The 21,571-nt window shown below is 69.1% G+C and carries 20 protein-coding genes and 2 pseudogenes; 11 read left to right on the top strand and 11 right to left on the bottom strand.

From position 1 onward, the window contains the following. Positions 1-25: 25 nt before the first annotated feature. The 7 genes and pseudogenes from AC069I_RS39950 (at position 26) to AC069I_RS39920 (ending at position 5,688) form a co-directional block, all read left to right on the top strand. Positions 26-397 carry a hypothetical protein gene (locus tag AC069I_RS39950; RefSeq protein ID WP_478267696.1) on the top strand — a complete coding sequence of 124 codons (372 nt, stop codon included), beginning with the start codon at positions 26-28 and terminating at the stop codon, positions 395-397. 5 nt (positions 398-402) lie between these two features. Beyond that, positions 403-1,710 carry an aromatic ring-hydroxylating oxygenase subunit alpha gene (locus AC069I_RS39945; RefSeq protein ID WP_478267695.1) on the top strand — a complete coding sequence of 436 codons (1,308 nt, stop codon included), beginning with the start codon at positions 403-405 and terminating at the stop codon, positions 1,708-1,710. Beyond that, complete coding sequence (locus AC069I_RS39940) at positions 1,703-2,197, top strand: aromatic-ring-hydroxylating dioxygenase subunit beta (RefSeq protein ID WP_478226140.1); 495 nt, start codon at positions 1,703-1,705, stop codon at positions 2,195-2,197. Before AC069I_RS39945 ends, AC069I_RS39940 begins: the two co-directional genes overlap by 8 nt. Next, positions 2,194-2,943 carry an SDR family NAD(P)-dependent oxidoreductase gene (locus AC069I_RS39935; RefSeq protein WP_478267694.1) on the top strand — a complete coding sequence of 250 codons (750 nt, stop codon included), beginning with the start codon at positions 2,194-2,196 and terminating at the stop codon, positions 2,941-2,943. Before AC069I_RS39940 ends, AC069I_RS39935 begins: the two co-directional genes overlap by 4 nt. 15 nt (positions 2,944-2,958) lie before the next feature. Further along, positions 2,959-3,912, top strand: a complete 954-nt coding sequence (locus AC069I_RS39930; protein ID WP_478267693.1) for a PDR/VanB family oxidoreductase — start codon at positions 2,959-2,961, stop codon at positions 3,910-3,912. 50 nt (positions 3,913-3,962) lie between these two features. Next, positions 3,963-4,358, top strand: a pseudogene (locus tag AC069I_RS39925) (EamA family transporter); the annotation flags it as partial. A 100-nt stretch (positions 4,359-4,458) separates the two neighbouring features. Continuing rightward, positions 4,459-5,688, top strand: coding sequence for a cytochrome P450 family protein (locus AC069I_RS39920; RefSeq protein WP_478226137.1), 1,230 nt, complete (start codon positions 4,459-4,461; stop codon positions 5,686-5,688). 7 nt (positions 5,689-5,695) lie between these two features. Here AC069I_RS39920 and AC069I_RS39915 read toward each other — a convergent pair whose 3' ends face one another. Then, positions 5,696-7,201 (bottom strand): FAD-dependent oxidoreductase, encoded by a 1,506-nt coding sequence (locus tag AC069I_RS39915; RefSeq protein ID WP_478267692.1) that lies wholly within the window; start codon positions 7,199-7,201, stop codon positions 5,696-5,698. Position 7,202: 1 nt separating this feature from the next. Next, positions 7,203-8,120, bottom strand: a complete 918-nt coding sequence (locus tag AC069I_RS39910; RefSeq protein WP_125676900.1) for an AurF N-oxygenase family protein — start codon at positions 8,118-8,120, stop codon at positions 7,203-7,205. A 121-nt stretch (positions 8,121-8,241) separates the two neighbouring features. Between AC069I_RS39910 and AC069I_RS39905 the strand changes: the two genes are divergently transcribed. Then, positions 8,242-9,105, top strand: a complete 864-nt coding sequence (locus tag AC069I_RS39905; RefSeq protein ID WP_478267691.1) for an alpha/beta fold hydrolase — start codon at positions 8,242-8,244, stop codon at positions 9,103-9,105. On the opposite strand, the gene AC069I_RS39900 is transcribed toward AC069I_RS39905, so the two are convergent. Then, entirely contained in the window at positions 9,089-9,415 is a 327-nt protein-coding gene (locus tag AC069I_RS39900) for a putative quinol monooxygenase (RefSeq protein WP_478226133.1), read from the bottom strand. The genes AC069I_RS39905 and AC069I_RS39900 overlap by 17 nt on opposite strands. 73 nt (positions 9,416-9,488) lie before the next feature. Here AC069I_RS39900 and AC069I_RS39895 point away from each other — a divergent pair, with 73 nt between their 5' ends. Continuing rightward, positions 9,489-10,688 carry a sensor histidine kinase gene (locus AC069I_RS39895; RefSeq protein WP_478226132.1) on the top strand — a complete coding sequence of 400 codons (1,200 nt, stop codon included), beginning with the start codon at positions 9,489-9,491 and terminating at the stop codon, positions 10,686-10,688. Next, a complete protein-coding gene (locus AC069I_RS39890; protein ID WP_478226131.1) occupies positions 10,676-11,323 on the top strand; it encodes a response regulator in 648 nt (215 codons plus the stop codon). The genes AC069I_RS39895 and AC069I_RS39890 overlap by 13 nt, the downstream gene beginning before the upstream one ends. A 739-nt stretch (positions 11,324-12,062) precedes the next feature. Here the strand turns inward: AC069I_RS39890 and AC069I_RS39885 are convergent. Then, positions 12,063-12,459, bottom strand: a pseudogene (locus AC069I_RS39885) (VOC family protein). A 104-nt stretch (positions 12,460-12,563) separates the two neighbouring features. On the opposite strand from AC069I_RS39885, the gene AC069I_RS39880 reads away from it, so the two are divergent. Then, complete coding sequence (locus tag AC069I_RS39880) at positions 12,564-12,758, top strand: hypothetical protein (RefSeq protein WP_478226130.1); 195 nt, start codon at positions 12,564-12,566, stop codon at positions 12,756-12,758. Here AC069I_RS39880 and AC069I_RS39875 read toward each other — a convergent pair. The 7 genes from AC069I_RS39875 to AC069I_RS39845 all read right to left on the bottom strand — a co-directional run bounded on the left by AC069I_RS39875 (position 12,727) and on the right by AC069I_RS39845 (position 21,492). Continuing rightward, the gene (locus tag AC069I_RS39875) at positions 12,727-13,641 is read right to left on the bottom strand and encodes a serine hydrolase (protein WP_478267690.1); all 915 of its coding nucleotides are present in this window, start codon (positions 13,639-13,641) and stop codon (positions 12,727-12,729) included. The two genes, AC069I_RS39880 and AC069I_RS39875, sit on opposite strands and share 32 nt — an antisense overlap. 60 nt (positions 13,642-13,701) lie before the next feature. Then, positions 13,702-14,970, bottom strand: coding sequence for an MFS transporter (locus tag AC069I_RS39870; RefSeq protein WP_478267689.1), 1,269 nt, complete (start codon positions 14,968-14,970; stop codon positions 13,702-13,704). Positions 14,971-15,111: 141 nt separating this feature from the next. Continuing rightward, positions 15,112-16,782 carry a PucR family transcriptional regulator gene (locus tag AC069I_RS39865; protein ID WP_478267688.1) on the bottom strand — a complete coding sequence of 557 codons (1,671 nt, stop codon included), beginning with the start codon at positions 16,780-16,782 and terminating at the stop codon, positions 15,112-15,114. A 76-nt stretch (positions 16,783-16,858) separates the two neighbouring features. Next, on the bottom strand, positions 16,859-17,965 hold the full coding sequence (gene menC, locus AC069I_RS39860) for an o-succinylbenzoate synthase (protein ID WP_478267687.1): 1,107 nt from the start codon (positions 17,963-17,965) through the stop codon (positions 16,859-16,861). Beyond that, positions 17,962-18,846 carry a GNAT family N-acetyltransferase gene (locus AC069I_RS39855; RefSeq protein WP_478226125.1) on the bottom strand — a complete coding sequence of 295 codons (885 nt, stop codon included), beginning with the start codon at positions 18,844-18,846 and terminating at the stop codon, positions 17,962-17,964. The genes menC and AC069I_RS39855 overlap by 4 nt, the downstream gene beginning before the upstream one ends. Before the next feature lie 31 nt (positions 18,847-18,877). Continuing rightward, positions 18,878-20,020, bottom strand: coding sequence for a M20 family metallopeptidase (locus AC069I_RS39850; protein ID WP_478267686.1), 1,143 nt, complete (start codon positions 20,018-20,020; stop codon positions 18,878-18,880). Beyond that, complete coding sequence (locus tag AC069I_RS39845; protein WP_478226123.1) at positions 20,017-21,492, bottom strand: amidohydrolase family protein; 1,476 nt, start codon at positions 21,490-21,492, stop codon at positions 20,017-20,019. Before AC069I_RS39845 ends, AC069I_RS39850 begins: the two co-directional genes overlap by 4 nt. Between the last annotated feature and the right edge of the window lie 79 nt (positions 21,493-21,571).

Here is a 21,571-nt window from a genome sequence, read left to right as displayed (position 1 = left end):
GCTGACGAGGAGTTGGACCACCACCATGAGCGATACCCCGCTGCGCGTGCTGTTCTGCATCGGTATCAACCAGAACTTCTTCGACCTGCCCGAAGGCGGCGTCGCCGCCAGCGACGTGTGGACCGCCTTCGTCGCGCTGATGGACGGCGTCAAGGGCCTGCCCGGCGTGGACTTCATCGGCGACATCGACGACGACTCGCATATGGTCGGCCCGTCCGACGGCTGGCCGTGGACCTGTTACCTGCTCTGCGACGTCGACACACAGGAGACCGTCAAGAAGGCGTGCGACTTCCTGCGCACCACACCGGTCGGCGACAGTCCGTGGAAGCTGTGGAAGTACGCCAAGATCGAAGCGCGCATCGGCCGCGCTCTCACTCCGCGCGAATACCGGGGCTGATCGCGATGGCCATCGAAAGCACAGCATTCACCGCCGCCACCGTGTACGACCTGCCGCCCGCGGACCTCGTCCTCGGCGACCGGGTCGCCGGCCGGATGTACACCGACCCGGCGATCTTCGACCAGGAGATGACGAAGATCTTCGAGCGGGCCTGGATCTGGGTCGCGCACGAATCGGAGCTGCCCAAGGCGGGCAGCTTCAAATCGACCCACGTCGGACGGCATCCGGTCATCGTGACCAAGGACCGCAAGGGCGAGATCCGCACGCTCGTGAACCGCTGCCGCCACCGGGGCGCGTCACTCTGCGAGAAGAAGACCGGTCACGCCAACGGATTCACCTGTCCATACCATGCCTGGTCCTACGGCCTGGACGGCAAACTGCGCGGCATCCCGTACCCCGACGGGTACGAGGGCGTCATGGACAAGGCCGATCTCGGGCTGAAGACCCTGCGTACCGAGTCCTACGGCGGGATGATCTTCGCGACCTTGAACGCCGACGCCGAGCCGTTGGCCGACTTCCTCGGCGACGTCAAACCGTGGATCGACCGCTTCATGGCGCAGGGTGGCGGCTATCCGGTGAAGGTGCTCGGCACCCATCGGTTCACCTACCGCGGCAACTGGAAGATCCAGCTGGAGAACACCACCGACGGGTACCACTTCCCCATCGTGCACCGCTCGTGGATGGCCTCGGTCGACGCCGAAACCGCCGAGATGATGTCGTTCATGACCGATCCGACCGCGCTCACCCACGACCTCGGCAACGGCAACTCGGTGATGCAGATGGTCCCCGAACACTCCGATCTCGACGCCGACGACGGCAGCGAGCCGCTCCAGCCGCGGTTCGACGGCCTGGTCGCCCAGCTCGAAGCCGCCGGAGCGGACGAAGCCGAGATCCGGAGGCTCGTCCGTGCCGTGCACGGCACGGGGTTCAACCTCAACCTGTTCCCGAACGTGTCGATGTCGATCTCGTTCTTCCGGGTGCTGCGGCCGATCAGTGTCGACGAGACCGTCATCGAACACGTCGCCCTCGGCAGCGACGGCCCGGCCGAGATCGTCGGGCCCGTCAACCGGGAGCGGCTGCGCGCCCACGAGCATTTCCAAGGTCCGTTCGGGTTCGGCACTCCGGACGACTCCGAGGGCTGGGACCGGGTGCAGCGCGGTGCCCAGGGCGCACCCGAGCTGCCGATCATGGTCAACCGCGGTCTGGGTCGCGAGAAGCCCTCCGCCGAGGGCTGGCCGACCAGCCACGTCACCGACGAGACCGGAATGCGGGCGGCGTACGCCCAATGGAAGCGGATGATGAGCGATGACTGAGACCCTCACCGATCCGCGGGTGGTCCGCGCGATCGAGCTGGCCTGGCGCGAGGCCGCGCTGCTGGACGCCAAGGAATACGAGGCCTGGCAACGGCTTTACGCCGAAGACGGGATGTACATCATCCCGATCGAGCGCGACGCCGAGGACTTCGACGACGTCCTCAACATGGTCCACGACGACGCCCGGATGCGCGGGTCGCGCGTGCGGCGGATGACCGAGGGCTACGCGATCGCCGCGGTGGACTCGGCGATCACCGTGCGGACCGTCTCTCGCTTCATCCCCACGGACGTCGACGACCGGTCGGTCACGCTCAAGGCCGCCCAGATCGTCGTGGCGTACAAACGCGGCCGTCACGACCTCTGGGCCGCGGACGTCGACTACGTCGTCCGCCTCGGCGCCGGTGGCGACGCGGATCGCTTCGCCCGCAAGGTCGTCCGGCTGGTCGACGCCGACGAAGCCGTTCCCGCCGCTGGATTCCTGCTGTGAGCGGCACCGCGCCGGTCGCCGTGATCACCGGCGGGGCGACCGGGCTCGGCGAGCGGATCGCGCGACGCCTGCACAACGGCGGCCATCGGGTGGCGATCGCCGACCTCGACGAAGCGGCCGCGAAACGCCTCGCGACCGAACTGGACCGGAGCGGGGCGCACGCCCAGAGCTATCGCGTCGACGTCGCCAGCCGTCCCGACATCGATCAGCTGCTCGCGTCGGTGCTCGGGGACTTCGGCGGGGTCCAGGTACTGGTGAACAACGCCGCCCGCACGCAGGCCCGGCCGTTGCTGGAGATCACGCCGCAGGAGCTCGACGAGGTGATGGCGGTGAACTTCAACGGCACCTTCCACGCCTGCCAGCTGTTCGGCGCGCACATGGCCGAAGCCGGGTACGGCCGGATCGTCAACATGGCCTCCCTCGCGGGGCAGAACGGCGGCACCGCGACCGGCGGGCACTACGCGTCCTCCAAGGGCGCGATCCTGTCGGCGACCAAGGTGTTCGCCCGCGAGCTCGCCGCCAGGGGCGTCACCGTCAACGCGGTCTCCCCCGGACCGCAGGACAGCCCCATGGTCCACCGGATCGTCGGCGAAGAGAACCTCGAACGGCTGAAGGCCGGGATCCCGGTGGGGCGGCTGGGCAGCATGACGTTCATCGCCGAAATGGTGGCGTTGCTCGCCTCCCCCGAAGCCGCCTCCGTCACCGGCGCCTGCTGGGACGCGAACGGCGGCCTGTTCATGCGCTGACCAGGAGGCACCCAGATGACGAACGTCCTCTTCCGCGTCGTCGAAATCACCGAAGAGACGCCGGAAATCCGTACCCTGCGGCTGGTCCGGCAGGACGCCGAGCCACTGCGGGTCCGGTACCGGGCGGGGGCGCACGTCGACGTGATCGGCCCGACGGGGATGCTGCGGCAGTATTCGCTGTGCGGCGCCCCGGGCGACCCGCGTTCGATCCTGATCGCCGTCAAACGGGAGCCGAATTCGCGGGGCGGATCCGCGGCGATGCATGAGGTTTCGGTCGGCGATCACCTGAAGATCAGCGAGCCGCGCAATCTGCTGAAGGTCGCCGAGGACGCCGACCGGCACGTCCTCGTGGCAGGCGGTATCGGTATCACTCCGCTGCTGTCGATGGCCTACGAGCTCCACAGCCGGGGCAGCGAATTCGAGCTGCACTATTTCGCCCGCTCCCGCGAAACCGCGGCGTTCGTGCAGCTGCTGGAAGAACGGGTGGAGTTCGCCGACCGGGTGCGGCCGCGTTTCGGCGTGCCCCGTGCCGAACAGCCCGCCGTCCTGCGGACGATCGCCGAGGACCTGACGCCGTCGGCCCACGTCTACACCTGTGGCCCGGACGGCTTCATGCGGCAGGTCGGCGACGTGCTCGGCCCGGTCGTCGGCGCGGACCACGTGCACGTCGAGCATTTCGAAGCCGCCGAGGTGGACACGTCGGCCGACCGCCCGCTCACCGTCGAACTCGACACCGGCGAGGAGTTCGAGGTACCGGCCGGGAAATCCATCCTGGCGGTCCTCGAGGACAACGGCGTCGAGGTCTTCAAATCCTGCGAGGAAGGCATTTGCGGCTCGTGCGTGTCCGGCGTGCTGGAGGGAACCCCGGACCATCGGGACAACTGCCTGACCGCCGCCGATCGCGAAGGCCAGATGGCGCTCTGCGTCTCACGAGCGCTCACCGACCGACTCGTCATCGAGCTGTACTGAGCGAAACCAGTGTCCGGGCGGGCGGGCGGTCCTAAGGGGACACTGCACGCATGGCGACCGGGCTGAGCCTCCTCCTCTCGTGGGTGCTGTTCGCGAGTTCCGGCCCGCTGGCCAAGGCGGTGATGGAGGCGGGCTGGTCCCCGGCCGCGGTGCCGCGGCCACGGGCGCCGCGGTTCCGTCGCGCCGACCTGTGGCCGCTCGCGGGTTACGGTCTGCTCGGGTCTTCCGCGGTCCTCGGCGGCCTCCGGATCCCGGTGTGGCCGGCCCTGCTGACGCTGGCCGTGGCAGGCACCGCCCTGCCCTATCTGGCCGGGCTGTGGGCATCGCGCACGCTGCCTTCGGCGCCGGCGAGCGTGCTGTCTCTCGTGGAGCCGGTCGTCGCAGCCACGCTCGCCTGGCTCCTGCTCGGTCAGTCACTCGGCCCGGCGCGGCTCGCCGGAGCGGCCATCCTGCTCGTCGTCGCCAGCCCCGAATGGCGAATAGCCGGGCGACCGCTCCGCTGGCACGCTGGATCCGGTCCGCTCCGCCGAGAAAGGGTGATCCCCGGTGACGCGTCCCCTGGTACTGGACCCGCACGGCCACGACATCCACGCCGAGAACGAGCGCTTGCGCGAGCGTGGCCCGATCACCCGGGTGGAGTTACCCGGCGGTGTGGTGGCGTGGTCGGTCACGGGTTACGAACTACTGCGCGACCTGCTCAGCGACCCGCGCGTGTCCAAAGACGCGCGTCAGCACTGGCCCGCGCTGGCCGACGTCAGCGCGGACTGGCCGTTGCTGGTGTGGGTCTCGGTGCGGAACATGTTCACCGCGTACGGCGCCGACCACAAAAGGCTGCGCTCGCTCGTGACGCAGGCTTTCACGGCACGCCGGATCGCGACGCTGGAACCCTGGATCACCCGGATCGTCGACGGCCTCCTGACCGGACTCGAAGCCCTGCCCGAGGGCGAACCTGTTGACCTGCGGGAGAATTTCGCCTATCCGGTGCCCATCGAAGTCATCTGCCACCTCTTCGGCGTACCGGACTCCGCGCGCGCCGGACTGCGCCACTCCGTCGACGTCTTCTTCCGGACCTCGGCGAGCCAGGAGGCCATGCTGGCCGCCTACCAGGACATCCACTCGATCTTCACCGAACTCGTCGCCGAGAAGCGGACGAACCCCGGCGAGGACCTCACCACCGCCCTCCTCGCCGCGCACACCCAGGACGACGGCGCCCGGCTGGACGAAACGGAACTCCTCGACACCCTGATCCTGTTCATTTCGGCGGGCCACGAAACCACCGTCAATCTCCTCGACCAGACCATCACCGCCCTGCTGACCCATCCCGGCCAACTCGCCATGCTCCGCGACGGCAGGGTCTCGTGGGCCGACGCGATCGAGGAAACGCTGCGCTGGCAAGCACCCGTGGCCAACCTGCCGTTGCGCTACGCCGTCGAGGACATCTCCGTCGCCGACGTCGTCATTCGGAAAGGCGACGCGATTCTGGCGGGTTACGCGGCCGCCGGACGCGACCCGGCGGTGCACGGGCACGACGCCGACGCGTTCGACGTCACCCGCGCCGACAAAGCGCATGTCGCGTTCGGCTACGGCGCGCATTACTGCATTGGCGCTCCACTGGCCCGGTTGGAGGCCGCGATCGCCCTTCCGGCCTTGTTCGCACGCTTCCCGGACATGACCCTCGCGACCACCCCCGACGCGATGCGGCACCTCGACTCGTTCATTTCCAACGGACATCGCGTACTGCCGGTCTTGCTGAACCGGCGGGTGTCGGCCTCGTAGCCTGGGGTCAGCGCCGCCGGAACCGCGCCGCCAGCGCGGCCACCGGCGACCGCCGCGCCCGTACCGGCAGCCTGCCGGACGTGATGTCCTCCAGCAGCGTCGCCACGGTCTCCCGCGCACAAGTACGGTTCGCGCCGATTCCGCCCGAGGGGCCGCGTTTGATCCAGCCGACCACGTAGGCGCCGCTGAGTCCGTCGACGCGGCCGGCGGTGTTCGGGATCGTGCCGCGGGCGTCGTCGAACGGAAGACCCGGCACCGGCACACCTCGATAGCCGACAGCGCGCACGACCTGACCTGCCGCGATTTCGACCGGCTCGTCCCGGCCCGTGACGCGAAGGCCCCGCACCTGCGTGTCGCCGATGATCGCGGAGGGCGCTGAGTGGAAGCGCAGGACGATCCGGCGTCCGTCCGAGGTCGGCGGCGCCGTCCAGTCGACGGTCTCGCGGCCGAGTTCACGCAGCAGCGCCGCTTTGCCGTTGCCGGCGTCGATCGCGGCCGTGATGCGCGGGTCCGCGTCGTCGACGACGAGCGGCACCTCGGCGCGCCCCGCCAGCGCGAGCAGCTCCGGCGAGGTGTAGGCCGCGTCCTCGGGCCCGCGCCGGGCGAGCAGCACGACTTCCCGGATCTTGCTGGTACGCAAGCGTTCCAGCGCGTGCGGGGCGATCGTGGTCCCGGCGAGGTCGTCGGGGTCGGCGGTCAGGATCCGGGCGACGTCGAGCGCGACGTTGCCGGTGCCGACCAGCACGACCCGTTCCGCGGACAGGTCCACCGCGTTCGCCGGCACGTCCGGATGACCGTTGTACCAGGCGACGACGGTGGTCGCGGCGATGCTGCCGGGCAGTTCCTCGCCATCGAGGCCGAGACCGCGCGCGGAAGAGGCACCGACCGCGTAGACGACCGCGTCGTGGCGCTCGGCCAGCTCGTCCACGGACACATCGGGGCCGACCTCGGTGCCCAGGCGCATCCGCAGCCGCGGGTGCTCGTGAAGGCGCGAGAACGTGTCGCCGATCCGCTTCGTGGCGGGATGGTCCGGAGCAACGCCGTAACGGACGAGCCCGCCCGCGACCGGCAGCCGGTCGATCAGGGTGACCCGCGCGTTCGTGTGGAGGAGCAGGTCCTCCACGGCGTACATACCGGCCGGGCCGGTGCCGACGACGGCGATGTCGGGTGGCGCGAAATCGCTGGGGATGGCCCGGTCGAACGTCGGCGGGGCCCACTGGTGGAAGTTCGGCGCGGGATCCGCCGAGGGGACGGCCTCACGGTCGGCGTAGAAGGCCGCGTTGATTCCCGCGTAGACCTTCAGCGATCCGGTCAGCAGATCCGCCGGGAAGATCGCGTCCACCGGGCAGGCGTCCGCGCAGGCCCCGCAGTCGATGCACGAGGCCGGATCGACGTAGAGCATCTCGGTGGTGCCGAAGTCGGGCTCGTCCGGCGTCGGGTGGATGCAGTTGACCGGGCAGACCGACACGCAGGTGGCGTCGTTGCAGCAGGTCTGGGTGATCGCGAAGGCCATGTCAGATCAGGTTCGCCCGCTTGTAGAACACCAGCGCGGGGCGGGTGAGCAGACCGCAGGAGCCGAGGAACTCCATCAGGCCGGCACAGCTCGACCGCATCATCGCCTTGTGGTGCTCATTGGCCTTCGCCTCGCGCAAGGCGCGCTTGGTGTCGAGCCCCGCGTTCTTGTAGACGTCGCGGTTGATCATGCTGCTGACGATGAAGTACGACGCGATGGCGATGACCAGCGCGTTGATCCGGCGGCGCACGAAACCCGCGCCCTCCAGCTGCTCCCGCGTCTCCTCACGGGCGAACTTCATGTGGCGGGACTCTTCGACCACATGGATGTTGTTGATGGTGCGCACGAACGGGACCACGCGCTCGTCGCGCATCCAGTCGCGCTGCATCACGTCGAGGACCTCTTCGGCGACGAGAATGGCCGCGTACGCCGCTTCGCCGGTGGCCGTCGCCTTGAAGATCCGGCCGAGTTCGACGGCGAGCTTGCGCGGACGGTACGGCGGCGCGCCGAGCTTCTCCGCGCCGCGGGCGAACATGATCGAGTGACGGCATTCGTCGGCGATCTCGGTGAGCGCCCACTGGAACGCCGGGTCGGTCGGGTCCTTGGCGTAGAAGTCGCGGAGCACCATCTGCTGCAGGATCATCTCGAACCAGATGCCGGTGCTCGCGACCGAAGCGGCTTCCTGGCGCGTGAGCTCCTTCTGCTGCTCCGTGCTCATCTCGGCCCAGTAGCTCGTGCCGTAGAGAGTGCTCCACTCCGGGCTGGCGCCGTGGAAGTCCTTGTCCAGCGGCGTCTCCCAGTCCACCTCGGTGGCGGGGTCGTAGGACAGCATCGCGGACGAATCGAGGAGCCGCTGCGCGGTCTCGTGGCGGCCTGCCCCGGCCGTTGCCGCGGTGCGTGGCACATCGGTGCTGGTCATACGGACCTCCCTGACGACGTCGACAGAGTGTGCGGCTACCTGTTACCGCGATTCACTGTTACTCAAGGTAACATATAGCCGAGCGGCCCCGCCAGACCACCGAAGAATGGGAGATCCGCCCATGACCACGCCCCGCCGTATCGACTCCTTCGACCACGACGGACTCACCTTCGACGTACGCGACACCGGACCGCTCGACGGCCCGGTCGTCGTCCTGCTGCACGGCTTCCCGCAGACCGGCGCCTCCTGGACGGAGACCGCCACCCTGCTCCACCAGCGGGGATACCGCACGATCGTGCCCGACCAGCGCGGCTACTCACCCCGCGCGCGCCCACGCGGCCGCTTCGCTTACCGGTCGAGCCGTCTCGTGGCCGACACGCTCGCGCTCATCGACGCCGTCGGAGCCGGGCCGGTGCACCTGACCGGACACGACTGGGGCGCCGTTGCCGCCTGGTCGACGGCGGCCCGGTGGCCGGATCTGGTCAGGTCGCTGACCACCGTGTCGGTCCCCCATCCCGGGGCGTTCCTCCGAGCGATGCTCACCAGCGACCAGCTCATCCGTTCGTACTACATGTTCCTGTTCCAAATCCCCTGGCTGCCCGAATTCGCCATCCGGCGCCGGCCACGCGTGCTGGAACGCACGCTGGCGGGCACCGGGATGACACCGGCGCAGATCGACCAGGTCCGGAGGGACATCGTGCTCGGCGGAGCCCTCACCGGCGGACTGAACTGGTACCGCGCGATGCCGCTGCACCACCCGGCGGCCCTGCGTGCCCGCGTCACCGTGCCGACCACGCACGTATGGAGCGACGGCGACACGGCCCTGTCCCGGCGCAGTGCCGAACTCGCCGGCCAGTACGTCGACGCCGGCTATCGGCTCGAAATCCTGACCGGCGTCAGCCACTGGGTGCCCGAAGAAGCCGCGGCGACGCTGGCCGCCATCATCGACCGCACCGCCACGGAGGCGGCTAGTCGACCGGCGTGACCTCGGCCATCTCCGACCAGGCGTCGCCGTCGAGGTTCTGGTAGTTGATCCGGGGCTTCTCCGCGACAACGGTCGACATGAACGGGAAGAAGTCCTGGGCGTGCTGGGTCGCGACGTGCGCGTCACCGGCGGCGCTGTCGGCGAACACCTCGACGAGGACGAATTCGTTCTCGTCACCGGCGTTCTGGTAGTAGTCGAACGAGATGTTGCCGGGTTCGTCACGCACCTGCCGCGTGTACCGGTCGATACCCGCCAGCCACTCGGTTCGTTTCTCGGGACGGATCCGTGCTTTGAGGACGATCAAGATCATGCCCCGAGTATCGCAAAGGATTTCACACGCCACGGGCTGAGAGCCGCGAGCGGCGGGATGGGAGACTGTCCGGGTGATCACCCGGCTCCGGTCCTGTTGGTCCGCGATCCGGTACCTGGCGGTCGGCGCGGCCTCCTCGATGGTCGCCTGGTTCGTCCTCGTCGGCATGCTGTTCGTGCTGCTGATGTGCCCGTTCGGCGTCGGGATCCCGGCGTTGCCCGTCGCGCTCCGGCTGATCCGCCGTCCGGTCGACTTCGAACGACGGCGGGCCGCCCGCCTGCTGGGCGAGCCGATCCCCGAGCCGTACCGGTCCGGGAACCCGGTGACCGACCCGGCGTCACGACGGGACCTCGGCTGGCTCGTCTTCCACGGCGCCAGCGGTTTCGTCATCGGCATCTTCGCCATCGCCCTGCCGCTCGGCGGGCTCCGGCAGATCGTCACCGCGTTCATCTGGCCGACGGTGCCCGGCGGGGTGGAAAGCTCGCTCGGGTTCGTGGTCACGTCGTGGCCCCTGGCGGCACTCAGCGCGATCACCGGGGTCGGCATGGTCGCGCTGATCTTCCTGTTCCCCCGTGTGGCCCGATGGCAGGCCACCGTCGCGCGCAGGCTGCTCGCGCCGGCGGCCGGAGTCGTGCTGACCGACCGCGTCGTCGAACTGGCCGCGTCGCGTGCCGCCGCGCTGGAGGCGCACGGCGCCGAACTCCGTCGTCTCGAACGGGACCTGCACGACGGGACGCAGGCGAGGATCGCCGCGGTGGTCCTGCAGCTGGGGATCGCCGATTCGCTTTTCGACAAGGATCCGCGACGCGCCCGGGAGTTGCTCGGCAAGGCGCAGGACACCGCGACCGGCGCGCTGGCCGAACTCCGGACCGTCGTGCGCAGCATCCACCCGCCGTTGCTGACCGACCGCGGCCTCGACGGCGCCGTCACCGCGCTGGCCGATCGCTGCCCGGTCCCGTGCACCGTGGACGTGCGCAGCAGCAGCCGCCGTCCCGCAGCCGTCGAAGCGGCCGCCTACTTCGTGGTCGCCGAGACGCTGGCCAACATCACCAAACATTCCGGTGCCGAACACGCCTGGATCACCCTCGACGGTACCGCAGACACCCTGCTCATCGAGATCCGCGACGACGGCCACGGCGGCGCCGACGAAGCAGCGGGCAGCGGTCTGTCCGGGATCCGCAAACGGGCAGAGGCGTTCGACGGGACCTTGAAACTGTCCAGCCCCGCCGGTGGGCCGACCGTACTGAAAGTGGAGTTGCCATGCGGGTCGTGATCGTCGAGGACGACGCGCTGCTGCGCGAAGGCCTGGTGATGCTGCTGAACACCTCGGGCATCGACGTCGCCGCGGCGGTGGACGACGTGGACGAGTTCCTCGAACTGGTCACCAAGGACCGGCCCGACGCGGTCATCACCGACGTCCGGCTGCCGCCGACCCACACGGACGAAGGGCTCCGCGCCGCCGTCAAAGCGCGGAAGATGTATCCCGGACTGCCCGTGCTCGTGCTGTCCGCGCACGTCGAAACCGGCTACGCGGCGGAACTCCTAGCCGACGGCAAGGGCGCCGTCGGATATCTGCTCAAGGAGCGGGTCGGGAAGGTCGAGAAGTTCCTCGACGCGCTGGACCGGGTCGTCAAGGGCGGGACGGCCATGGACCCCGAGGTCATCACCCAGCTGATGGCGCACCGCCGGGCGACCGACCCGCTCGACGGGCTGACCGCGCGGGAGCGCGAGGTGCTCGGGCTGATGGCGGAGGGCTACAACAACACGACCATCGCCGAACTGCTCGTGGTGAGCGACGGCGCGGTGCACAAGCACATCCGGAACATCTTCGCGAAACTCGGGTTGCCGGAGGACAGCGGGCACCGGCGAGTCCTGGCGGTGCTGGCCTACCTGGGCGGCAAGGGCTGAGGTTCTCGTGAGTGGTAAGGACGGTCAGAACCCAATGCCACGTAGCTTAAGTTGATCTTGGATGGGGGCCTTGATCGTAAGCGGTGAGGATTGCCGCAGGTCACGCGCTCGGCTGCCCTGGCCGACAGGAGCCGACTGCGGCCCCTGAGTGTCCCCCAAGGACACTTCTCGCTGACTCAATGCCTGAGTGATGCCCGGAGGGGCGATTTCACGAGGGGGTCGTGAATGGCGTTTCGGGTTATTGAGGGGATGGGCAAATGTGGCGTGCTGCGTGCTGGAGGCCCGGCCTGCCGGGCTGATCGCGACCCCACTGTCCACAAGGGACACAAAGACACCCCCGCGTGCCCGATTTGGGTGCTTTGCACGGGGGTCGTGAGTGGCAATGATCGTTCTAACCGTCTTTGCCGCTCACGACCCCGGCAAGAAGCGGACATCATGACATCAATCGGGCGCACAATCGGCGTGAAGCGTCCCAGGAGGACACTTCACGCCGGAGTCGGCCGGCAAGTCAGTCCGGAACCCTGTTGCCCAGGGCGGCGATCTCATCACGAAGCCGGCGAAGACGGCCCGCGTGACAGGGAGTCGATCACGCCACGTTTGCCCATCCCCTCAATAAGCCGAAACGCCACTCACGACCAACCCGACCCACCACCAGGGCCGAAGACGCCCCTTCGTCACATCAGACGCAGCGAAGGGAGCCTTCACCCCACCTGTCAACCTCACCCAAGATCAACTTAAGCTACGAGCCTCCGAGCTCTTCCGCCAGTCCGACGACGATGCCCTCGGGACCGCGGACGTAGCAGAGCAGATAGCTGTTCTCGTACCGCTCCAGCCCACCCACGAGTTCCGCGCCGTGGGCACGCAAACGGGCGATGACGTCTTCGATGTCGTCGACCGCGAACATGACACGGCGGATGCCCAGCGTGTTCGACGGCGCTTCCTTCGGTTCGGGGCTGATGGCCTTCGGCCGGTGGAACTTCGCCGGCTCGATCCGTCCGGGACCGTCCGGGATCCGCAGCATGGCGACATCCTGGCGGACGTCTTCGAGCCCGATAATCGAGTGGTCCCTTGCCCTCCAGCTCCATTCCGAGTTCGACGAAGAAGGCGATGACCGCGTCGAGATCTTCGACGACGATGAGGACGTTGCGCTCGGTGCGGTCGCGGAGGTAGCGCCAGCACCACCTCGCGACGGGGGCCACTCCCCTGGTCGCCCGCGCTCCCCGACCGTAGCGTCTTTCTCATGAACGACACCGAAAAGTCCAGCGGCGCACTGGTCACCGCTTCCCTCTGGCTCGTCCTCCTCGTCAGCGCGGCCACCAACGCGATCGGCCAGTTCGCAGGAGTGGACTGGACCCTCCGCATGATCGCCGGCGCCGTCGCGGTCGTATGCATCGTGCTGCTGATCATTCGCCATCTCGCGCGGCGCAGAGCCTGAGCCATTCGACGGCCCGCGCCGCGGCGAACCCGATGAACGCGTCCCGCTCCGGCACGCGTGACCGCGCGTCGACGGCGTCGGTGAAAACCCCCACCGCGTAACGGCCGCCATCCGGATATTCGACGACGCCGACCTCGTTGCGCACCGACGGAAGTGTCCCGGTCTTCCCGCTGACGCGGATTCCGTCGTCCGGGAACCCGGACCGCAGCCGGTGCGGCCACACCTGGAGGTCCATCCAGCGCCGGACGTCCGCGCACGCGGACGGCGACGCGGCCTCGTCACGCCAGATCATCCCGAGCAACCGGGTGATCTCTTCGGCCGTCGTGGCACAAGTGTGCTCGGGCTGGAGCGCGCGCAACGCGGCGATCCGCTCCATCGGGAGTTCGGTCAGCAGCCTTTCGTCGTCCTCGTAGGAGATCCCGAGGTCCTCGCCGATACTGCAGAGCACCTCCCCGCAGTCCTGTGACACGGTGGTGTGCTCGAAACCGAGGCCACGCAAGGTTTTCTCCGTCGATTCCTGCCCGACGCGGTCGAGGATCAGGTCAGTGGCGACGTTGTCGCTGATCCCGATCATCAGGATCGCGAGGTCGTACCAGGACATCGAGATCTCGTGCCGGAAGGTGGCGAGGCCGTACGGGCTGGGCGTCGGGTGTCCAGGTGGGACGGTGACCCGCTCGGCGAGGTCGAGGTCGCCCTCGGCGCCCTGCTTCGCCAGTTCCAGCGCGATCGGGACCTTGAAGACCGACGCCGTGACGACGGGAGCGTGCTCGTCGACGCCGATCCGCCGGGTGCCGTCGATTTCGGCCGCGTGCAACCGGACCCGGACGCCGGCCTCCTTCGCTCGTTCGGTGATCGTTTCGATGACTTCGGACGCTGTGCGCATGGGACTCCTGTCTGCTTGAGGCTCGTGAGTGGTAAGGACGGTTAGAACCGTCCTTACCACTCACGAGCAGGTGCCGGATTCCGCCGGTGCGAAAGAGAACTGCGCCGGGTTCTGCGGCACCCAGAACGCCATCACGGCGGTGAGGAAGGTGGTGCCGATCAGGAAACCGAACGCGGCGGTGTAAGAGAAGGTGTCGGCGAGCCACCCCATCGCCACCGGGGCGACGGCACCCGCCACCTGGCCGCCGAAGTTCATCACTCCCATACCGATCCCGGTGACCGCGGTGGGGAGTACCCGCAGCGGAAGGCCGAAGACCGCCATCGTCGCCATGCCGAAGACAGCGAGGGCGAGCGTCTCGTAGAGCGTGAACTCCGCCGTGCTGTCCGCGTTCACCATCAACGTCAGCAGCACCACGGTCACCAGCGCGATCGAGCCGAGGTACCAGCGGCCGTGATCGTGGAAGTACCGGTCGAACAGCCAGCCGCCGAGAATGGTCGTGCCGATGCTGACCAGCATCGGGATCGCGGCCAGAATCCCGGTCTGGCTCAACGACAGCCCCCTGGACTCCAGCAGATAGCTGGGCACCCAGGTGATCATCCCGTAGTTGAGCATGTTGGTGACGCAGAACAGCAGGGTGAACTTCCAGATCACCGGGGATTTCAGCACCTGTTTGCGGGATACCTCAGGGGTTTTCACCACGTCGCGCGGAAGGCTGCTCAGCCTTTCGGGCAGTGCCTTGGGCAGGATCGTCCAGACGGCCACCCCGATGAGCGCGCCGATCCCGGCCATCCAGAAGAACGTGTGCCGCCAGCCGACCGCCATCAGCAGCGGGCCGACGATCAGCGGCGCCAGGCCGGCGCCGATGCCGCCCGCGGACAGCATCACGCCGGTCACCGTCGCGCGATTGCCGGGGGTGGTCCGTTCGGCGATCGCCTTGAACGAGGCCGCCGGGAAAAGTCCTTGGCACACACCGAAAAGGCCGCGGACGACGAGCAGCATGCCGAAGGTGCCCGCCATCCCGGTCATCGCGGTGAACGCCGACCAGAGCAGCAGCGTGACCAGCATCGGCCCCCGCGAGCCGTACCGGTCGGCGAGGAAGCCCGCCGGAATCTGGCAGACCATGTACACCAGCGCGAACACGGTGACGAGCCAGCCCTGTTCGGTCTTGCTGAGCTCGAACTCGGCGCCGATCATCGGCAGCGCCATCCCGATCGAGAACCGGTCGATGTAGTCGACCGCCCACGCGAACACCATCACCACCATCGTGATGAGCGCGGTCCGGTTGATCCGCCGTGCTGTCCAGGTGTCCTCATTGACCACTGCCGTCATGGCGCCTCCGCGGGATCTTCGGAAGAGAAGGGAGAACGGCGCGAGCGTGGCGCCGGTCACTCATTCTGAAACGCGGTAGCCGAGCGGAGTTCGTGCGATCACACGAACATCGGCCGTCGTTTCGGGCCGGAAGACCGAAGGTCAGTCTTCAGTGCCGGGCGGCCCGGTCCGCGCGTCGCGGGGCAGCAGCCGCAATTGCAGCATCGCGGCGAACCGCTCCCCCGCGTCGTCGAGGTCGATCTCGCCGACTTCGGCGAGGCGCCGCAGCCGGTAGCGGAAGGTGTTCGGATGGACGTAGGCCGACGCGGACGCGGCTCCGATGTCACCGAAAGCGTCGAGCCAGCACCGAAGGGTGTGCACCAGTTGTGATTGGTGCTGAGCGTCGTAGGCGAGCAACCGCGCGACCGGCCCCGTCGCGACGTCTCCCCTGGCCGCGGCGAGGTCGGCCAGCTCCAGCATGAGCGCGTCGACGTGAACGTCTTCGGCGGTCGCGACGCGTTTGGCGCCGCCGTTGGTGAGCAGCACGCGCAACGCCCGGTCCGCACCGTCGCGGGAGGCGTGGAGACCGGACGCGTCGAGCGCGAGCGGCCCGATGCCGATCGCGGCCGCCGCCCGGCGTCCCGTGCGCTCCAGAAAGGTCGACGCGACCCGAACCGAACGCTCCTGGCAGTCGGCCTGACCGCCGGGCATCGGGAGGATGCCGTACGCGACGTCGCCGACCAGCGCGACGGCCGAACGAGGCTGGACGGCGCTCAGGTGCATGGCCAGCGCGTCGGCCACCCGCTGGCGGTCCGCGACCAGCCGGAGGTCGTCCTCGGGGTCGGGTGCGCCGAGCAGTCCCATGGCGAGCACGATCGACGGCTGGCCGAGCAACCCGAGCCGGGCGATGGCCTCCGGCGCACTGGACCCTCCTTCGAGTGCCGTGCTCACCAGATCCGCGCGCAGCCGCCGCTCGACGTCGGCGCCCGCGCGTAGCCGGAGCAGGTGCAACGCGACGAGTTTGGCGGCGTCGATCAACGCCTGCGTGCGCTCCCCGCTGAGCGGTTCCCGGACCGCGGCCCAGATCGATCCGAGCACCTCGTCGCCGGCGCGGACGGCGAGCGCCACGCGAGGCAGCGCGATGGCACTGTCGTCGTACCGCTGCGGATCGACGTACACGGGCGCCTGGTCTCGGTACAGCTTCTCGAAGACGCCGTCCTGTTCGAGGCCGCGGGCGAACCGCTCCGGAACCTGCCTGCCGAGGATCGTTTCCACCCGGGACGGGTCCGCTTCGTCCTGGCGTCCGGAGAACGCGAGGATCCGGTTGTTGCGATCCTCGATGGTCACCGGCGCGTCGATGAGCGCGGCGATCGCGTTGGCCAGCGCGAACAGATCACCCGAAGGCATTCCACCGAGGGTTTGCGGCGAGACCTCGCCGACGTCCTCTTCGGCGAGCAACGTCCTGAGCATGGCGGCGAGCTGCGCCCAGGACGCGCCTCGCACGAGCCCCAGCAGGGCGACCCCGGAAGACTCCGCGGCTCGCCGGAGTTCCGGCGCCGGGGTGACGGGAGACCGGACGACGAGCGCCGCCGCGCCTCTCGCACCCACGTCGTGCAAGAGGCGGACGACCTCGTCCTGGTCCCGCACCCCGACGCCGAGCACGACGGCACCGCCAGGGATGTCGGATTCGTCGTGCGGATCGTGGATGACCACCCCGCCGAGCTGCTTGCGGGTGGTCCGGCCGACCGCGACCGGCTCCAGGAGCACGTCCCCGAGGTCTTCGAGGACGCGTCCCAAGCTCGTATGCGGCTTGCTGGGCACCGGTGTCAGCACCCCCCGAAGTTAAACCCGGCGTCGTCGAACCGACCGGTTCGATCCGACCAAATCTAACCCCGGAATTCGTAGAACGCTACGAACCGATCCACGCTTTCTCAGTGGTGACCTCGTCCAGCAGGCCGGGAATCGGAGTCACGCCGAGCCCCGGTCCGGTCGGTACCGGCAGGTGCCCGCCGTCCAGCACGAACGGCTCGGTGATGTCGGTGCGGTAGAACCGGCCGGACGCCGAGGTGTCGCCCGGCAGCGTGAAGCCGGGCAGCGAGGCCAGGGCGACGTTGGCCGCACGGCCCAGCCCGGTCTCGATCATCCCGCCGCACCACACCGCGACCCCGTGCGCCGCGCAGACGTCGTGCACCCGGCGGGCTTCGAGGTAGCCGCCGACCCGGCCCGGTTTGATGTTGACGATCTGGCAGGCGCCGAGCTTGATCGCGTCCGCGGCGGCCTTGGCCGAGACGATCGACTCGTCGAGGCAGATCGGCGTCCGGATCAGCTTGGCCAGTTCGGCGTGGCCCAGCACGTCCTCTTCTTCGAGCGGCTGCTCGATCAGCAGCAGGTCGAACGGGTCGAGCCGAGACAGCAGGGGCGCGTCGCCCAGCGTGTACGCGGTGTTCGCGTCGACCTGCAGCAGCACGTCGTCACCGAAGCGCTCACGGACTCGGCGGACCGGCTCGACGTCCCAGCCGGGTTCGATCTTCAGCTTGATCCGGACGTAGCCCTCGTCGAGGTATCCGCCGACGACGTCGAGCAGGTGCGGGATCGAGTCCATGATCCCGACCGAGACCCCGCAGGCCACGGAGTCGCGAGTGGACCCCAGCTCGGCCGCGAAGGACCGGTCATGCGCGCGGAGTTCGGCGTCGAGGACCGCCATTTCGAGCGCGCCCTTCGCCATCCGGTGCCCCTTGAACTTCGCCAGCAACGGCGTCACCTTGTGCGCGGTCACGTCCTCGGCCGCCAGCAGGGCGGGGATCAGATGGTTCCGCAGCACGTGCTCGGCGGCGTCGTTGTACTCCGACGAGTAGAGCGGCGCCTCCATCGCGACGCACTCGCCCCAGCCCTCGCCAGCCGGGGTCACCGCGCGGACGAGCAGCAGTTCCCGCTCGGACTGCGTCCCGAACGACGTCCGGAACGGGGCCACGAGCGGCATCCGGACCCGGCGCAGTTCCACACCGCTGAGTTTCATGACTGCTCCTTGGAGATCACGTACCAGCCGGCACGATCGAAACCGGCGACATGGGCGTTGTCCGCCATCAGTCCGCCGAGGACTTCGCGCAGGGCGACGCGCCACGCGCTGCCGCGACCGGGATCGGTGCGGCGCAACCGTTCGATGTCGGGCGGGACCGCGACGAGCACGGTCGGCGTGTCCGCGGATCCGATGCTCGGACCGCCGTCGGGACCGACCGAGAGCGCCCTCGCCGCGCCCAGCGCTTCCGCGTCGATGAGGACCGGTTCGCCGAAGGCGGCGGCGCGGACCTCCGGGCTCCGGAGATCCCAGCCGACCATCAGCCGGTCGGTGTCGCCCGAACCGTTGATGTCGTCCTCCATCGGACCGTAGAAGTCGGGCAGGTAACCGATCGGGCGCGCGCCGAGCTTGCACAGGTTGAAATAGGCGTTGCGCCGCACCAAGGGGTCGAACGTCCAGGTGATCACCGAGACGTCCTGGAGCAGTGCCCACCCGCGCTGGTGCAGTTTGAGCGCGTGCCCGATCCCGCGGCCGGCGCCCGCCTTGGCGACACCGGCGATGTGACTGTGCAGGCTCGCCTTTCCCGGACTCCCGAAGAAGCCGAAACAGGCACCCAGCAGTTCACCGTTCTCGAAAGCGCCCGCGACGTAGTTGCCGGCCGTGGACATCGCGCGGAGCAGTTCCGTGCTCACCGGTCTGCCGCTCGGCCCGGACCGCCAGATCGACTCGAACAGGCCGACCACGGCGGCCAGCTCGGCGATTTCGGTCAGTTCGCGGATTTCGACGCCCGAAGCCACGGCCGCGGCCCGCGCGGCGGCGACAGCCTCGTCGCGTACCGCCACCGACGCCGGGCTTTCCGCGTTCGCAGCAAGATTTGTCACGGGGCAATCCTTTCCCGGCACCTCGGCCGAGTCACCGTCGTGCCGTACCAGATTCGCTCGCGGGATTCGTCGCACCGGACGGACCCCGCTTCGCGAGTACGTTTTCCACGAGCGCGGCCAGCAGAGCGGTACGGCGCGGCAGTTCCGCGACGAGGACGTGTTCGTGATCCGCGTGCGCCCCGCCACCGACGGCGCCAAGGCCGTCCAGCGTCGGAACGCCCATCCCAGCGGTGTAGTTGCCGTCCGAAGCACCGCCGACCGACGCGGAGATCAGTTCTCCGAGCCCGAGTTCCCCTGCCAGATCCTGAGCCAGCGCGAACAATCCCGCCGACGAACCCGCTTCGAGCGGCGGCCGGTTGATCCCGCCGGTCACGCGGACCTCGGCACCGTCCAGGACCGGACGGAGCTCCCGGATCGCCCGGTCGACACGGAGTTGTTCGGCCTCGTTCCAGACACGGACGTCCACGGCCACCCGCGCGGCGGCCGGTACGGTGTTGACCGTCGTTCCCGCCGAGACGACGGTGGGCGTCACGCTCGTGCCCGCCTGTGCATCGGCGAGCGCGGCCACCGCGAGGATCTGCTGGGAGATCTCGATTCCCGCGTTGACACCCTTCTCCGGTTCGAGCCCGGCGTGGGAGGCGCGACCGGTCACGTCCACCCGGTAGTGGGAAACGCCTTTGCGGCGGCATTTCAGCGCGCCGCCGTCGGCCGAAGCCTCCAGCACGAACGCGGCGTCGCACTGCGCCGCGGTCTCCTCGATCAGCGCGCGGGAGGACGGCGAGCCGATCTCCTCGTCGCCGGTGACCAGAATGGACAGTCCGTCGCGGTCGGGCACGGTCGCGGCGGCGTGCAACGCCATCACGACCCCCGCCTTCATGTCGAAGCAACCGGGTCCGCGCAACACTCCGTCCCGCACGGAGAACGGATGGGTCTCCAGTGAACCGTGCGGCCATACCGTGTCGTGGTGACCGAGCAGCAGGACACGAGGCGGTCCGGCGCCGAAGCTCCAGCGGAGATGGGTGACGCCGTCGACGACGATCTTCTCCGGTTCCACGCCGAGCAGTCTCCGGCCGACTCCGGCCACCACTTCGGCGCTGCGGGCCACCGCTTCGTGATCCGACGACGGCGACTCGCAGCGCACCAGCGTTTCGATGTCGGCGAGCAGGTCGCTCATCGCGGCTCACCCCGCAGCGGCTTGCCGGGGAACGCGTCCGTGCGCAGATTCCCGTCGGTGACGACCGGGACTCCCGAGACGAACAGGTGCCGGACCCCGACGGAGGGCCGAGTCGAGTCGAAATAGGTCGCCGCGTCGGTGATCGCGTGCGGGTCGATCACGACGATGTCCGCGTCGGCACCGGCGTTCAGCCGCCCCTTCGCCAGGGCCCCTGGGGCGACCTCGTCGAGCACCCGGGCCGGCAGGTAGGAGCAGCGCCGGAACGCCTCCAGCCAGGTCCAGGCCTTGCTCTCACGCACCATCAAGCGCAACGTCTTGGCGTAGGTCCCGGCCGTGCGCGGATGGGTCGCGCCGCCAGGAGGCAGCGGCCATTCGGTGCTCTCGCTGGTGCCGTTCTTCCAGTACACGGGCAGCGCGTCGCTGGCGACGATGGCGTCCGGGAACGCGAGCGCCTGGCGCAGCAGACCGAGGTCGTGCGGGCTGCTTTCGTCGAGGAACTCCAGGATGCACGGCGCGCCGGGATCCTCCGCGCGCACCTGGAGCAGGCGGCCTTCGTCGGCGATGCGCTCACCCGACTCCAGCATGATCACGCTGGACGGGGACAGCCCCTTCATCTTCAGGCGCTCGGGCGAAAGGAAGGCGGCGCCGATCCCCGTGCTGCCCGCCCCGTACGGATAGGCCTCGACGGTCACCCGCGACCCGGCCGCCCGTCCCGCTTCGAGCGCCGCGAGCACCCGCTCGATCTGGTGGCCGGACGTGCTGTTCACGTGACAGTGGTGCATCGCGGCACCGGTCTCGGCCGCGACGATCGCGATCTCGGCCGAACCGTCGATCGGCGTCTCCGGGTTCACCTCGACCAGTTCACGGACATGGGTGTACGTCGGCGCCCCGGCCTCCTTCGCCAGCCGGGCCAGCGCGAGGAACTCGCCGGGGTCGGTGTCGGGCGCGTAGCCGAGCAGCACGCCGACACCGAGCGCGCCCGCGGCCAGCTCACCGTCCACAAGGGACAGCCAGGCCGCCAGTTCCTTCGGTGACGAAGACCGTTGCCAGGCCGGGTTCCCGAGCACCGCCAGCCCGCTGTCGATATTCGCGTCCGGCTCGATCCCGGCGAGCACCTGCGCTCGCGCGGCACCCCAGGAGGCGGAAAAACCGTAGTGCAGCGGACGGCCCGTGGAGGCCGCCTCGGCGTAGGCCCGCTCGATCGGCATCAACCCGGCCTCGAGGTCGAGCGCGGTCGTCACGCCGTCCATCGCCTGGAGCCGCTGGCCCGCGATGGTGTGCACGTGGCTGTGCAAGTCGATGAAGCCCGGTCCGACGACGAGCCCGGAGACGTCGATCTCCACGTCGCCCGGCTCCGCGGTCAATCCCTCCCCGACGGCGGTGACCACGCCGTCGGATACCAGCACGTCGGCCGTGCCGTCGAACCCCGTCGCCGGATCGATGACACGACCGCCACGCAAGAGTGTCCGCATGCTTCGCCTCCTAGGATCGCCTCGTTCATGGCGACCCTAGGAGGTTTCGGCGGGCGTCCGTTCGTACCGCGCGACGAAT

The organism is Amycolatopsis sp. NPDC043885, from assembly GCF_056435685.1.
The sequence above is the reverse complement of the archived record's forward strand: the minus strand, read 5'-3'. Positions and strand labels throughout refer to the sequence as shown.